The organism is Pseudemcibacter aquimaris, from assembly GCF_028869115.1.
Lineage (GTDB): Bacteria > Pseudomonadota > Alphaproteobacteria > Sphingomonadales > Emcibacteraceae > Pseudemcibacter > Pseudemcibacter aquimaris.
This window is the reverse complement of sequence record NZ_CP079800.1, coordinates 1,290,287-1,304,103: the sequence shown is the minus strand read 5'-3', so window position 1 is coordinate 1,304,103 and position 13,817 is coordinate 1,290,287. Positions and strand designations below refer to the sequence as shown.

At 39.7% G+C, this 13,817-nt stretch carries 13 protein-coding genes and 1 pseudogene; 2 read left to right on the top strand and 12 right to left on the bottom strand.

Annotated features, from left to right (window positions below; genetic code table 11):
• The first annotated feature begins 51 nt into the window (after positions 1–51).
• Positions 52–636, top strand: coding sequence for a hypothetical protein (locus tag KW060_RS06325; RefSeq protein ID WP_249035526.1), 585 nt, complete (start codon positions 52–54; stop codon positions 634–636).
• Positions 637–638: 2 nt separating this feature from the next.
• On the opposite strand, the gene KW060_RS06320 is transcribed toward KW060_RS06325, so the two are convergent.
• The 12 genes and pseudogenes from KW060_RS06320 to KW060_RS06270 form a co-directional block, all read right to left on the bottom strand.
• Positions 639–3,140, bottom strand: a complete 2,502-nt coding sequence (locus tag KW060_RS06320) for a transporter substrate-binding domain-containing protein (RefSeq protein ID WP_249035525.1) — start codon at positions 3,138–3,140, stop codon at positions 639–641.
• A gap of 140 nt (positions 3,141–3,280) precedes the next feature.
• Complete coding sequence (locus tag KW060_RS06315) at positions 3,281–5,824, bottom strand: transporter substrate-binding domain-containing protein (RefSeq protein WP_249035524.1); 2,544 nt, start codon at positions 5,822–5,824, stop codon at positions 3,281–3,283.
• Between the two features lie 24 nt (positions 5,825–5,848).
• The gene (locus KW060_RS06310) at positions 5,849–6,295 is read right to left on the bottom strand and encodes a hypothetical protein (protein WP_249035523.1); all 447 of its coding nucleotides are present in this window, start codon (positions 6,293–6,295) and stop codon (positions 5,849–5,851) included.
• A gap of 112 nt (positions 6,296–6,407) precedes the next feature.
• On the bottom strand, positions 6,408–7,067 hold the full coding sequence (locus KW060_RS06305) for a YiaD family glycine zipper/OmpA-like lipoprotein (protein ID WP_476704319.1): 660 nt from the start codon (positions 7,065–7,067) through the stop codon (positions 6,408–6,410).
• 147 nt (positions 7,068–7,214) lie between these two features.
• On the bottom strand, positions 7,215–7,721 hold the full coding sequence (rpsI, locus tag KW060_RS06300; RefSeq protein WP_420833162.1) for a 30S ribosomal protein S9: 507 nt from the start codon (positions 7,719–7,721) through the stop codon (positions 7,215–7,217).
• A complete protein-coding gene (rplM, locus tag KW060_RS06295) occupies positions 7,714–8,187 on the bottom strand; it encodes a 50S ribosomal protein L13 (protein ID WP_249035521.1) in 474 nt (157 codons plus the stop codon). Before rplM ends, rpsI begins: the two co-directional genes overlap by 8 nt.
• Before the next feature lie 158 nt (positions 8,188–8,345).
• On the bottom strand, positions 8,346–8,732 hold the full coding sequence (locus KW060_RS06290; RefSeq protein ID WP_249035520.1) for a sensor histidine kinase: 387 nt from the start codon (positions 8,730–8,732) through the stop codon (positions 8,346–8,348).
• Positions 8,725–9,924: a transporter substrate-binding domain-containing protein gene (locus KW060_RS06285; protein ID WP_249035519.1), complete on the bottom strand. Its 1,200-nt coding sequence runs from the start codon at positions 9,922–9,924 to the stop codon at positions 8,725–8,727. Before KW060_RS06285 ends, KW060_RS06290 begins: the two co-directional genes overlap by 8 nt.
• Before the next feature lie 136 nt (positions 9,925–10,060).
• Positions 10,061–10,378: pseudogene (gene cutA, locus KW060_RS15925) on the bottom strand (divalent-cation tolerance protein CutA).
• Positions 10,379–10,381: 3 nt separating this feature from the next.
• Complete coding sequence (locus KW060_RS06280; RefSeq protein WP_249035518.1) at positions 10,382–10,747, bottom strand: DUF1682 domain-containing protein; 366 nt, start codon at positions 10,745–10,747, stop codon at positions 10,382–10,384.
• Positions 10,748–10,833: 86 nt separating this feature from the next.
• Positions 10,834–11,322, bottom strand: a complete 489-nt coding sequence (locus KW060_RS06275) for a hypothetical protein (RefSeq protein ID WP_249035517.1) — start codon at positions 11,320–11,322, stop codon at positions 10,834–10,836.
• 71 nt (positions 11,323–11,393) lie between these two features.
• Positions 11,394–12,440: a COX15/CtaA family protein gene (locus KW060_RS06270; RefSeq protein WP_249035516.1), complete on the bottom strand. Its 1,047-nt coding sequence runs from the start codon at positions 12,438–12,440 to the stop codon at positions 11,394–11,396.
• 176 nt (positions 12,441–12,616) lie between these two features.
• Between KW060_RS06270 and KW060_RS06265 the strand changes: the two genes are divergently transcribed.
• Positions 12,617–13,816 (top strand): MFS transporter, encoded by a 1,200-nt coding sequence (locus KW060_RS06265; RefSeq protein WP_249035515.1) that lies wholly within the window; start codon positions 12,617–12,619, stop codon positions 13,814–13,816.
• The last annotated feature ends 1 nt before the right edge of the window (position 13,817 follow it).

Genomic DNA, 13,817 nt, shown 5'->3' with positions numbered 1-13,817 from the left:
AGTGTTATATATAAGTTTGAGGTAATGTTTTTTCAAAGAGTGGGGAATTAATTGTATATCAAGCCAGGTTTTAATGAGAGTGAAAAAAGAAAAAAACTGATCACTGAAATCGATCATGTTTTCATGAATAGTCCACTTAAGGACCCAATATGCAACAGCAATTGCAGCGCATTTGAAAGCAATGAATCTTGCGACAAAATGTGTTCACTAGCACCTAAAATGCTTTCAAACACCCCTGAACACCCCGTCGAAGAAAACATCGCACCACTGGTATTTGAAATTAAAAAATTAGGAATTTTCCAACCTTGTTGGTCATGCGAAGGCCACAATGACCCAAACGGACAACTATGGAAGAAACCTAATATTTGGTTTTATTGCCAATCTGTTGTTCACGCACGTGCATTTTCCAATGCGATTGATATGATTTACAATATGAAGACACTATCTACTCGCTGGGTTGTTGAATTAACCCATTCAGATATTGATAACCCGGACACAACATTTTGCCTAAAGCCTATGCTAGAAGATACAAATGTTTCTCTGAAAGATCTTCATAAAGACATAGAAGTTCTTTACATGAATTTATCTGCAAAATTTAGACTTGCCTGCGAAAAATTGCGGAAAAGCGCGATGTAATTTTATGTGACCGCGGATCTTATAGTTTTTAATCTATTCGCTATTCTCTGCGGCGGAAAATCGATTAAAACGGTTGTGCCTAATCCAAAAGTACTCATGATTTCAAAGCGCCCTTGGTGCATTAATACCAATTGCTTAACAATCGAAAGCCCCAATCCTGTCCCTTCTTCTTGCAATTCTTCATCTTTCTGGATTTGTTCAAAAGGAACTGTCACATATTCCAGTCTATCTTCAGGAATACCCAGCCCATTATCGATAACTTCCATTCTGACCCAACCATCATTTAAAACGGAAAGGTTGCAATCCACCTCACCTTCAGCTTCAGTAAATTTAATTGAATTAGAAATCAGATTGATCAAAATTCTTTTTATCGCGACATCATCCCCGTAAAGCAATACATTTTGATCAATATCAGAATGAAAAGTTAATCTAATATTTTTATTATCCGCCTGATGCTCAAGCATCTTAATTGTATCTATTATGCAATTATTTAAATCAAAATCATTTTCAGTTAATTGCCATTTTCCGGCTTCTATTTTTGAAAGATCAAGAATATCTCTAATTACTTTCGCCAGATGCTTTCCGCTTCCTTCGATGTCATGTAAATATTCTTTATATTTTGGTTCTTTAATTTCACCAAATACACCTAGTGACATTACCTCAGAAAAACCAATGATTGCATTAAGTGGCGTTCTTATTTCATGAGACATATTAGCGAGAAACGCTGACTTAGCTTCATTAGCGGCTTCAGCTTCTAACTGAGCTTTATGAGCCAATTTTTCAGATTTGATAAGTTTTTCTTCAACAATTTTTCGCCGCTCAACTTCTCTACGCAAACTGTTAGCCCATATAAAAATAAGCAAAATAATCACTAGACCACCCAAGGCTAACTTCCAGATTAAAGAATAATCTGTGGCCCTTTCTACTTGAATAGAAAGCCAACGTCTTTCAATATCCGCTTTTTCAGCTGGTGTGATCGATCGCACTGCTTTTTGTAAGATACTAGAGAGTAAGGGTAAATCAATGCGGGCAGCCATTGCGCTTTCCCCTTGATATGGGGCTTCTCCAGCAACAATGATGTTCGTTAATCCTTCACGTGTTATGTTATGTATCCCCGCAGGAATGTCACCGACATAGGCATCAACCTCACCGTTTGAAACAAGAACAAGTGCCTCACCAATATCCGCGACTTCAAGAACTTCAATACTTGGATAATCACGTTTTAAAAATTCTGTATCCGCAAATCCCGCGACTTGGGCAATTTTTCTGCCTGATAAACTCCCCATGTTTCCATAGACTGTCCCGCCCGCTCTCGCAAAAATCACTTTGGATACACTTAAATATACATCTGTAAAAGTCATTATCTTTCGACGTTCTGGTGTTGGTGTAACATCAGATAACATATGGGCTTCACCATTTTGGATCATCTCCATAGCCTCGTTCCAGTTCTGACTTCCTGCAGTGACAAATTCCACATTGAGCTTTTTGGCAATAATATCTAAAAATGAACCAGAAATACCGCTTAGGCGCCCATCTTCATCTAATATGTTGAATGGTGAGTTTGTAGGATCAAACCCCACTTTGATAACAGGATTTTCAGCTAACCATTGTCTTTCTTCAATCGTTAAATCGATTTCTTTATCGTTTTCAATAATGGCACGCCATTTCACAAGTATATCCTGAAATTCTTGTTCTGTTACCTGTGACATGCCTTTTTTAAGAATGGACATTAAAATCGGTTGATCATTCCTAGCAGCAAGTCTTAAATTTATCCCGGATTGCAATTCCGGAATAACTTCGTTACCCAGTATTTCCAGATTAGTTATAAAATTTTTATCTGCTGAATAATTAATGACTGGCAAAATATTGACGAAAACATCCAGTTTCCCCGCTGATAAATCAATTAATGCCTCGCCAACATTGGAATATTCCACATAATTTAAATCAGGATTATTTTCCCTATAAATATCGAGAGCGATCCATCCGCTTATGGCACCTATTCTTTTCCCCTTCAAATCATCAATTGATAAAATTGGATCGGCGCCTTTTCTTCCAAAATATACAAGTGGCATTGATAAGTAAGTATCAGAAAAATTCAGAAATTTACTTCTTTCTTCGCTTTCAGAAATTCCATGCGCAATATCAATTTCGCGTCTTTCAAGCATTCCCAGCATTTCATCTAATGTATATCCATTGACGTATTCAACATTCAATCCAACTTTGCTGGCTACAAGATTTAAATAATCAACTGATATGCCGGCAGGTTTGCCCACACTAACAAAATCTAAAGGTTCCCATTCCATATCATTGGTCGCACGGATCATTGGGTTTTGTGCTATCCAGGCGATTTCTTCGGATGCAAGTAAGCTATTATCCTGATCAATTGATTGCGCAAGGACGCCAATAGGATAAAGAACAAAAAAACTGAATAAAAACAGTTTTTTAATCATAAAATTCAATAATTTATTACGAAATACAACAAGTCTACCCACATCAAAATACATGTGCACATACTTTCTAATCATCAAGAATAAATAAAATTTTTAGGTTAATTGAGGCGCAGTTTAACACGTTAAACTATTAATTTCAAAACATTCGCGAAATACTATTATTCAGAAAACCCTTATATTCCAGGGCAAATAGGTCAATTAATCACTTTTTTGATGAGAGAATATGAATGCGTCGCAAGCACCCTCGAAGCTGGAATTTTTATGGTAACGGTCGTACCGATACCCTCTTTACTATTAATTTGGAAACCGCCACCATGTAATTCAACAAGCTTTTTCACGATCGGCAAACTAAGCCCGCTACTGCCATCATTAACACCATAACTATCATCAGCATATTCAAATGGATTTAGAATATATTCAATCCTACCTTTTGAAATACCGACCCCTTGATCTTCAATGATTACAGCAGCACCGCCGTCTTGTTCCTGAACAATATGACAATATACCTTTCCACCAGCATTAGAGAATTTTACCGCATTTGAAAGAACATTAATAAACACACGTCTAAATGCATTATAATCACCAAAGATACTAACCGAAAATCCTGTTTTCCCGTCACCGTTTTCAATAATAATATCTTTTAGACTTGCCTGCGATGAAGTCATTCTAATGGCATCATTCAAGCATTTATCAAGTGCCATTTCCTTTTCAAAAAGCTGCCATTTGCCAGCTTCAATTTTCGAAAGATCAAGTATATCATTAATAACAACAGATAGATGCTCCCCGCTCGCTTTAATGTCTTTTAAATAATCCGCATATCGTGGTTCTGTAATATTTCCAAATACCCCAAGCAGCATTGTGTCAGAAAAGCCGATAATAGTGTTTAAGGGCGTTCTAATTTCATGAGACATATTCGCGAGAAAAGAAGATTTGGCTGCATTTGCCTCTTCTGCATCGATCAATGCAAATTCAGCTGCAGCTTGCGCCTCTTCAGCCAGCAATTGCGACTCTTCCGCGACCGCCAAGGCCTCTTCAGCCTCGAGCCTAGCAACGAACAGGTCATTTTCAACCAACTTTCTTTTTTCAATTTCTTTTGTAAGACGGATATTCCACAGAACGACAATTAATATCAAAAGTAAAGTCGCAGCAATTACGAGCCAAAGAAATGAATAATCCACTTGTTCCGGCGTTTGTAACGCAATCCATTTTTGACGAATTTCCCTGTGTTGATCTTCGCTAATCGCATTAAAGGCCTTTAGAACTGCGCTTGATAGCAATGGTAAATCTTTTCTAATACCAATTGAAACGTTACCAAAAAATTCGGTTTCACCAACAACCGTCAAATTCGTTAATCCTGAAACAGCAATATTATGCGAAGTAATCGGAATACTTCCGATATGGGCATCCGCTGCACCGGTCGCAACAAGCTTTAGGGCATCGACCACTGTATCGGCCTCGATGATGTTTAGTTCCGGATATGCTGCTTGCATAATCGCAACATTAGAGAAACCGCGAACCTGCGCAATGGTTTTTCCTTCAAGGCCATTCATATCGCCGAACACTTCGCCGCCAACACGACCAAAAATCATACTTGTTACATTAATATAACTGTCCGTAAAATCCATATACTCAAGACGGTCACCCGTTGCTGTTAAAGCGGACATCACGTCCGCTTCCCCATTCTTCATAGCCTCCACACCGGATTTAAAAGTTTCATTTCCCATCCAGACAAAATCAACTTCCAACTCGTTTTCCAGAATTTTGATATATTCACTGGCAATACCATTAATTTCCCCATTTTCATCAATATATTCAATGGGTGGAATGATTGGGTCTACGGCCATTCTGATAACAGGGTTTTCAGATAGCCATATTCTTTCTTCGTCGGTCAGGCCAATGACATTTGTGCTTTTGAAATCTGCTTGCCATTTTACCGATAAGTCACGCAATTCTTCTTCAGTGACGGCGTCCATTCCTTTTTCCAGAATGGTAATTAATTCTGGCCAATCTTTACGCACACCAAATCTATGATGAAACCGTTCATCAACAACAGGAAATAATGTATTGCCTAGAACTTCTACGTTATTGATCAAATTTTGAGAAATAATATAATTTGCTGTTGCAACACGGTTGATAATAAGATCAACCCCACCAGCAGAAACACCGGCGAGCGCATCAAATACATTCGTAAATTTAACAAAATTTAAATCAGGATAACTGGCCCTGTAATCATTGATATTTGCCGATCCATCAACATACCCAATAGATTTTCCGATTAAATCTTCATAACTTTCAATTTTCCCGGTTTCCGGACGGCCATAAAATGCAGTTGCCAGTTTTAAATACGGCTTTGTGAAATTCATATATTCAAGTCTGTCTTCCGATTGAATAAGACTGTGAGCCATATCAATTTCGCCACTTTCAACCATGGACAACAATTCCGCCCACGTATAGCCATTGATATATTCAACAGAAAGACCAACTTTTTCAGCAATCAAATTCAAGTAATCAATTGAAAAACCTGCAGGTTTCCCCCCTCTAACAAAATCAAGAGGCGGCCAATCCATTTCATTGGTCACGAGTATTACAGGATGAACTTCGATCCAACGCTTTTCTTCGTCTGTTAACCGGACCCCATTTTCAATTTGCTGTTGCGCCTGTGTCACATTTAAAAGCACTGTCAATAACAACAATAATTTTAAAGTGATAATTCTTAATGTATATGTGAACACAGGCATCAGTTTAACTTCAATTCTATAGCTTTATTTTTTGGCCTTTAAACTGGTCATAATGCTTCCCACAGTCATCACAAGCAATCCAATTAAAAAGATAAAACCGCCCCAGCTAAATTCATTGATATTCATGAATAAATCTGCTGCAAAATCGGCTAGTGGATCTGTTGCTTTTCCCATAAGGTCCCCCAACATTCCGCCGTCATCACTGCTACCGCCGCCAATATTTTTAATGGCTGGCCATAACAGTACAACCCAAACAGCAATTGCCGCCCCGGCTGTGAAAAGTTCTTTTTTCATGAAAATACATCCTGCCGTGGCAGCAGCAAGTATTACACAAATAATGGCTGATACATTATCAACACGGTGATAACTAATGTCACCCACAACAGGTATAGTCGCAAGTGGTAAAAACACACCGATGATAAACAGCAGCGCCCCTACAATCGTTATTTGATGAATTTTATCGTTTGGCATCATACTTCCCCTATATGTTTGTTCCCCAGTCATTTAATCTTATGCCAATTTTCAAAAACATCAACGAATAAATGGTATTGATACCTATTCAAACGGTCATTCTATCATAAAACTAGACAACCGGAGAAAGCGCAATTTCAACTCTTCTGTTTAATGCTTTGCCATTTTCGGTGACATTATCCGCGATTGGATATTCTTCACCGACCCCACGTACAACGATACGTTCCTGAATAATGCCTTCATTCATTAATACCCCCGCAACAGCAGATGCACGCCTTTCGGATAAAGCCTGATTATATTCGTTGGAACCTGATGAATCTGTATGTCCCAGTACATCGACATATGTCTTGTCATATTCTTTTAAAACAAGCCCTACTGAATGAAGAACATCGGCGAAATTACCACTAACATCTGAACTATCGGATCCAAATGTGATATGGCTAGGCATATTCAATATAATATTGTCGCCATCACGTACGACTTGTACACCCGTGCTTTGTAGCTGCTCTCTCAACTTTGCTTCTTGACGGTCCATATAATAACCAACACCGCCACCAGCAAGCGCACCAATACCAGCACCAATTAGCATCGCTTTTCTTTTATCATCTCCACCTACAATAGCACCGCCAATTGCACCGACAATTGCGCCTATACCTGCACCAACACCCGCATTTGATGCTTTTCGTTCTCCTGTATATGGATCCGTTGCGCAAGAAGATAAGACCATTACCCCCGCCAGTAAAAATGATAAAGTTCGGTGACTGGATTTCATCATAAGAATTTCCCTTTTTTATTTTGTTCTTAGAATTATATCATCATTTTCAAAATTTTGAATAAGCTAAGTAATTTTTAAATATACCCAAACACAAAAAAGGCCCGCGAAATTCGCGAGCCTTGATTGTAAAAGTATATAAAACGATTAACGTTTTGAGAACTGGAAGCTACGACGCGCTTTCGCTTTACCGTATTTCTTACGTTCAACAACACGTGCATCACGTGTTAGGAAGCCAGCGGCTTTAAGTGGTGAACGAAGCTCTGGTTCATAGTTCGTAAGTGCTTTACTTACACCGTGACGAACGGCACCAGCTTGACCGGAAAGACCGCCACCAGAAACCGTTGCAACAACATCATACTGATCAACACGATCAGCAACTTCAAATGCTTGTGCAATAATCATACGTAGTGTTGGACGCGCGAAGTAAACTACTTCTTCACGACCGTTTACTGTGATTTTACCGCTACCTGGCTTAATCCAAACACGGGCAATCGCATCTTTACGTTTACCAGTTGCATATGCACGACCTTGTGCATCAAGCTTCTGAACATATTCAACAGCGGCTTCAACAGCCACATCTGCTGTTTCATTTGCTGCTGCTTCTACTGCAACCTCTTTAAGGTCTTCTAATGTTTTCTTTTCATCAGCCATTGTATGAATCCCTTACATTCTTTTCATTCATTGCAGCAACATCAAGAACTTCTGGTTGTTGTGCTTCGTGTGTGTGTGTTGAGCCGGCAAAAACACGAAGGTTTCTAAGTTGCTGGCGACCCATTGGGTTATTGTTAAGCATACGCTTAACAGCTTTCATCACAACGCGTTCTGGGTAATCACCTTCTAGGATGTCACGTGCTGTACGGTCTTTAATACCGCCAGGGTGACCAGTGTGCCAGTAATACACTTTGTTGTCTTTTTTGTTGCCGCTAAGTTTTACTTTTTCAGCATTGATTACGATGATATTGTCGCCACAATCCATTGAAGGTGTATACATAGGCTTATGCTTACCTTTTAGGTATGTTGCGATAATGGCTGCCATACGACCAAGCACAAGGCCTTCTGCGTCGATGACGTACCATTTTTTTTCAATATCTGCAGGTTTTGCAGAGTAAGTTTTCATTGGAATAAATCCTTAAATAAAATTACGATTAAATTCGCGCGCAATATGCCACAATAAAAAATAAAATCAACAACAATTATTCGTTATATTTCAATAACTTACAATTATGGTACTATAATACCATTAAATAACATACTTAATTTACATGAGAAATTACATTAAACGGAAAATTTTTCTTTAGGAAGAAGTATAATGGCATCCGTTCCAGTACCTACCGCACTTTCAAGTGTAAACTCACCCCCATGCAGCTCAACAAGCTCTTTCACGATAGGAAGCCCAAGACCAGTACCAGTTTGATTAAGGTTCTTAACCTCGTGAACTTGTCCAAATGGACTTAAAACCTCTTCTATTTTCTCTTTAGGTATACCGATCCCTTTATCACGAACCATTATTTTAATATGATCCTTACCATACTCTTCTATTGAACATATAATCTCGCTTACCTCTGGTGAAAATTTCACAGCATTTGATAAAAGGTTTAAAAAGACACGTCTGATCGCAATCTGGTCACCATGAAAGTTTAAATTACGCAAATGATCAGGCAAAACATTCTTTAAGCGAGCCTCTTTCAATCGCTACTGTTCGCCCTGATAAGGATCTCATATTCCTATATATTTCTTCGCCGGCTCGTGCGAAAATCATAGTATTCAATGAAATATAATAATCAGTGAATGTGAGATATTCTTCCCTTTCCGGGGTTGCCACTGCAGCTGAAAGGATATCTGCCTCGCTATTTCTAATCATAGTTAGGGCATGGTCCCAATCTTTATTTCCCACATATTCGAAAATGAGGCCGGTTTTCTTTTCAATTTCATTTAAGAAAACAGCCGATATGCCATCAATTTCACGATTTTCATTAACAAATTCTATTGGTGCCAAGTCAACATTCGCCGCAACACGAACCGTTTTATTTTCTTCGATCCAGTTTAATTCTTCCGGCGTTAAAATTAGCGGCTTTTGAATATTAAGATGATTATACCATTTTTCCGACAACTGACTGTATTCTTCTAAAGTAACAGCATCCAAGCCTTTTTGAATAAGGGAATATAGTATCTGGTTTTCATGAAGCGTCGCCATGCGTATGACGTTTAAATTCCTCATTTCTTCAAGCGGGGTATAGCTAACCCTTTCCACTTCAAGATGGTTATTTTGTAAAATGATGTAATCCGTGATCGGAAAAACACCGGCAATGACCTCTACCTCACCAATTGACAAGGCATCAAGCGCCGCAAGCATGGACGGATATTCCAGAAAATCAAGATCAGGGTAGTCCCTTTTAAATTGTAAAGTACTCGCCCAACCTGTAACGCCACCAATTTTCTTATTCATAATTTCATTGATATTGTCGACCGTAGCGTCACCAAATTTACCATAATAATACATGGGCAAATCAAGGTAAGGACTGGTGAAATTAAGAAACGATGATCTTTCTTCGGTATATATGGCATTGTGCACGATATCAATTTCGCCGCGTTTAACCATATCAAGCTGGCTTATCCAATTATCACCCTGAACATATTCAACCGTTAAGCCGATTTTATCAGCAACCAAATTAAGGTAATCAACAGAAAAGCCCGCTGGCAAGTTATTATCCACGAATTCAAGTGGTGGAACATCCGTTTTAAAGGTTGCACGTACAACCGGATTATCAGCAATCCACTGCTGCTCTTCAGCCGTTAGAAAGATGTTTGAATTCTGCGCAAGCAACGCCGCTTCACTGGCCCAAAAACACGCCATGAAATACGCAGTTAACTTCGCTATTTTTATTATATTTTTTATCATTTACCAACCGAGTGGATCACTTCCCTTATCTACTCGAAGAACTTAGCAGCAAATAATAAAAAAAACATTAAACATAGAAAGGTATAAATAGTTAAGTAATTTGCCTATCAATCCAGTTTAAATAATCCTGGTTTCCATCCACAATATTCCACATCACAATACATGGGACATCATAACTATGAATGGATTTTATTTTTTGGGTAACGGCATCACTTTTTGAAGCAATTGTTTTTAAAAACAACAGCGCTTCATTGTCTTCACAAAGCGCGCCCTGCCATTAATAAATGGACGTTGCACCATCAATTATATTGCCACACGCAACAAGTTTTTCTGATAAAAGTGACTTACAGATATTTTTAGCCTCAGCCTTATCTCTGCAAGTCACATAAATAGTGCAATATTCTGTCATCGGTTAAAATGGTCTACTGCCAGTGCGGTTCTTCTTTTTCTTTGCTTTTGTCGGATTTTTTTTGATTTCTTCCGCTTTCGCTAACTCTTTAGCAATTTTTGCATCTTCACGTTCCGCACGCTTTTGTTCTTTTTCAAGCCATTTTTCCTCAGCTTTCGAGCGTTTTTCTTCCCATTTCTCGCGCTCAGATTCTCGCTTTTGGGTCCACTCATTTAACCGATCCGCGCGTGCACGTTCGACCTCTGCTCGCACTTCTTCAACTTTTGCAAAGGCTTCGTTAACAACATCAGCATTATCTTGTGCCAATGAAGCATTGGAAACAAAAAAAACAGACGCAAATAATATAATAATCGTTTTAAAAAATTTCATAAGTATTCTCCCCAGAATTATATTTTGTAAGGGAATACTAACGAATATCTAAATAATTGAAAGTAACAATTACTTTATTTTAGCAACTAATCATTAGGTTTGTTGCCACGCCCGGGCTTATTTTTCTTATTCCCACGTCCTGGATTGTTACGCATTCTTTCCGCACGTGCCATTTCTTTTTCAAGTTTTTCACGGTCTTTTTCCGCTTGCTTTATTTCTTTCTCGTGCCACTTGCGTTCTTTTTCTGCTTGTTCCATGCCCCATTCACGGCGGCTTTCTTCACGTTTTTCGCGCCACTCTCTTTCACGTTCTTCTAATTCACGACGACGTTCTTCCTGTTCACGGCGAAAATCACGCTCATCCTCTTCCCAGCGGCGGTTCCAGTCACGTTCGTCTTCTTCGCGGTCACGGTTCCAATCTTCTTCGCGGCCACGACGTGCGCGTTCAATATCCTGACGGACTTCTTCTACACGTTTAAAAATATCGTCAATTGGGTCACTTTCTTGCGCAGTCGCGTTTACAGGTATCAAATTCATTGCAATCAATATCGCTGTTGCTGATAGAAATTTATTCATGGCATGTCCCTTCTCTAATCAATATTTATAAATACTGATCTGATATTAAGGCAATTTTATGAATGATGCACTTAAATTTCGGCTTTGATACGGTTCAGAAGATAAAGAGACGCCGATAAAGTAACGATCGCACCGCCCTGATGCGCAGCCGCAATTGGAATGGCAACCATATTCATAATGGTTAAAACACCAAGTGCAAATTGGCCAAGTACCGTCAGCACGACAAGGTTCGCTGCAAAACGGACACTTCGTCTGCCATCGGATTTAAGTTCCCACCATAAACCCAAAGCAACAATTGATACGATGTATGCAAAGGTGCGATGTTCAAAATGAATGGTAAGTGGATTATCAAGCATATTTGCAAGAACCGATCCATTGGCAAATAAGCCATCCGGGATCAATTGCCCGAACATCAACGGCCAAGTATCACTGACAAGCCCTGCATTGGTTCCGGCAACCATACCCCCCAACAGAATTTGAATAAATATCAGAACAACATATGTTGTCGCTAACCCCACAGGTTTATTTGGAACATGTTCACGCACCGGCATAATAAGCTTCATCGCGATCCAGAATGCATAAATATAAATTATAACCGCAAGACCCAAGTGGGCGGTTAAACGGTAATGCGATACATCCGGTCGGTCAACAAGCCCGCTCATCACCATGTACCAGCCCAGCACTCCCTGACACCCACCAAGTACAAGTAATGTCCATAAATGCGGCTTTAGCGCGCGTTTGACTTTCTTACGCCAAAGAAAAAAGAAAAACGGCACCGCGAATACGATACCAATCAAACGACCAAGTACACGATGCGAATATTCCCAGAAGAAAATATTCTTAAATTCATCAAGGGTCATGCCCATATTGACTTTTTGATATTCTGGATATTCTTTATAAGCATCAAATTCAGCCATCCATTCGGCCTCATTTAACGGTGGAATAATACCGCTAATCGGTTTCCAGTTCACCATACTAAGCCCGGATTCAGTTAACCGCGTAATCCCGCCAACCACAATCATGGCAAATACAAAGGCACACACCACAAAAAGCCACATGGCAATATGGCGGTTATTTCTATCTTTGGCTTTAATGTAACTATTCACGGCTAAACTCATTTTTCTAGGCTTAATGGCAAATTTTATAGATCATTTGTATTAAGAAAAAAAGCCAGTAATTGAAATAATTTCGCGATATTCCATACTCTTGCTTGACACCCGCACACTTTTTTATCTGGTCAAACTGTAATTATCGCTATAATGTGATCACAAAATAAAATATAGGGTTCAGAAATATGTCAAATAATGTGGATGCAGGGGCAGCCAAAAGTAATCCGTTTGATCGCTGGAGCTGTTTGCTCGCAGCGGTCGCAATCGCACTGATCGGGTATAATGTGACGGTCAGTGTGCCCGTTTTAAGTACGGCTCTTGTGGCCAAGGCAGGCTTTAGTGAAGTCGAGGTCGGCCGCATTTGGGGCGCAGACATGGGTGGACTAGCAATTGGCGCTGTACTCAGCGCCTTTTTTGTGAGCCGCATCAATAGATGGCATATTATTTACAGCGCACTTGTACTTTATCTGGGGGCCAATATTTTATGTATGGTGCTTGGCACTTATCAGGAAATATTAATATTGCGTCTGTTTTCCGGTATCGCCAGCGGGCTTTTCTGCGGAGTTGCGGCAGCGACGTTAAGTGGCGCTACAAACCCGGTTTTTGCCTTTAACCTTGAACTGTTTGGGTTTGCATTTTCCACCGCGGCAGCGCTTCATTTTTTGCCGCAATTATCTATGAATGGGATTTATATTGTCTTCATCATTCTGGGTGTCTTAATAGCGGGGTTGGTGCTTTTTATTCCCAAGCACCCGCTTAATGAAAAAGAACTTAATGACCTGGAAATGGCAACAGAAAAAGCAGTGAACTGGAAAGTACCGAAAATATTGCCCGTTATGTGTTTATCGGCAATATGTCTTTATTACATTAATATCGGTGGTTATTACACCTACATCGAACTGGCGGCCCTTAGTGACGGGCTTGCACAATCATTCATCACACCTGTTCTGACTTGGTCATCGATATTTGCCATTATCGGCTGCGTGCTGGCGCATTTCGCCAATAGATACGGCCTATTTAAACCATTATATTTTGGCCTGCTCGCTATGGCTGCAAGCGCAATTATGCTTTATGCGGGCATTAGTGAAACGACACTGGTTATAAGTCTTTTTGCCTTCATGACCTTATGGACATTCATTGATATTTATCAGGCGGCGATGATCGCTCACATGGACCGCAGCGGCATGCTCGCAGCACTCGTCCCTGCTGTTATTGGTTTTGGTCAATTCCTTGGCCCCAATGTGGCCGCCAGTATGCTTGAATTTGGCATGGGATATCACATGATGTTTGTAGTTTGTGGCTCAATGGCAATGGGTGCGTTTCTGATTTACCTGTTTGTCGGGCTAAACATCAGAAAACATTTGAATGTTGCCGTTGCCGAGTAAC

Excerpts from the sequence above, each read along its gene's own strand:
- KW060_RS06305 (WP_476704319.1), bottom strand. The coding sequence starts at position 7,067 with ATGAAATCCAGTCACCGAACTTTATCATTTTTACTGGCGGGGGTAATG.
- KW060_RS06310 (WP_249035523.1), bottom strand. The coding sequence starts at position 6,295 with ATGCCAAACGATAAAATTCATCAAATAACGATTGTAGGGGCGCTGCTG.
- KW060_RS06280 (WP_249035518.1), bottom strand. The coding sequence starts at position 10,747 with ATGAAATTTTTTAAAACGATTATTATATTATTTGCGTCTGTTTTTTTT.
- KW060_RS06270 (WP_249035516.1), bottom strand. The coding sequence starts at position 12,440 with ATGAGTTTAGCCGTGAATAGTTACATTAAAGCCAAAGATAGAAATAAC.
- rplM (WP_249035521.1), bottom strand. The coding sequence starts at position 8,187 with ATGAAAACTTACTCTGCAAAACCTGCAGATATTGAAAAAAAATGGTAC.
- KW060_RS06320 (WP_249035525.1), bottom strand. The coding sequence starts at position 3,140 with ATGTATTTTGATGTGGGTAGACTTGTTGTATTTCGTAATAAATTATTG.
- KW060_RS06265 (WP_249035515.1), top strand. The coding sequence starts at position 12,617 with ATGTCAAATAATGTGGATGCAGGGGCAGCCAAAAGTAATCCGTTTGAT.
- rpsI (WP_420833162.1), bottom strand. The coding sequence starts at position 7,721 with ATGGCTGATGAAAAGAAAACATTAGAAGACCTTAAAGAGGTTGCAGTA.
- KW060_RS06285 (WP_249035519.1), bottom strand. The coding sequence starts at position 9,924 with ATGGCGTGTTTTTGGGCCAGTGAAGCGGCGTTGCTTGCGCAGAATTCA.
- KW060_RS06275 (WP_249035517.1), bottom strand. The coding sequence starts at position 11,322 with ATGAATAAATTTCTATCAGCAACAGCGATATTGATTGCAATGAATTTG.
- KW060_RS06315 (WP_249035524.1), bottom strand. The coding sequence starts at position 5,824 with ATGCCTGTGTTCACATATACATTAAGAATTATCACTTTAAAATTATTG.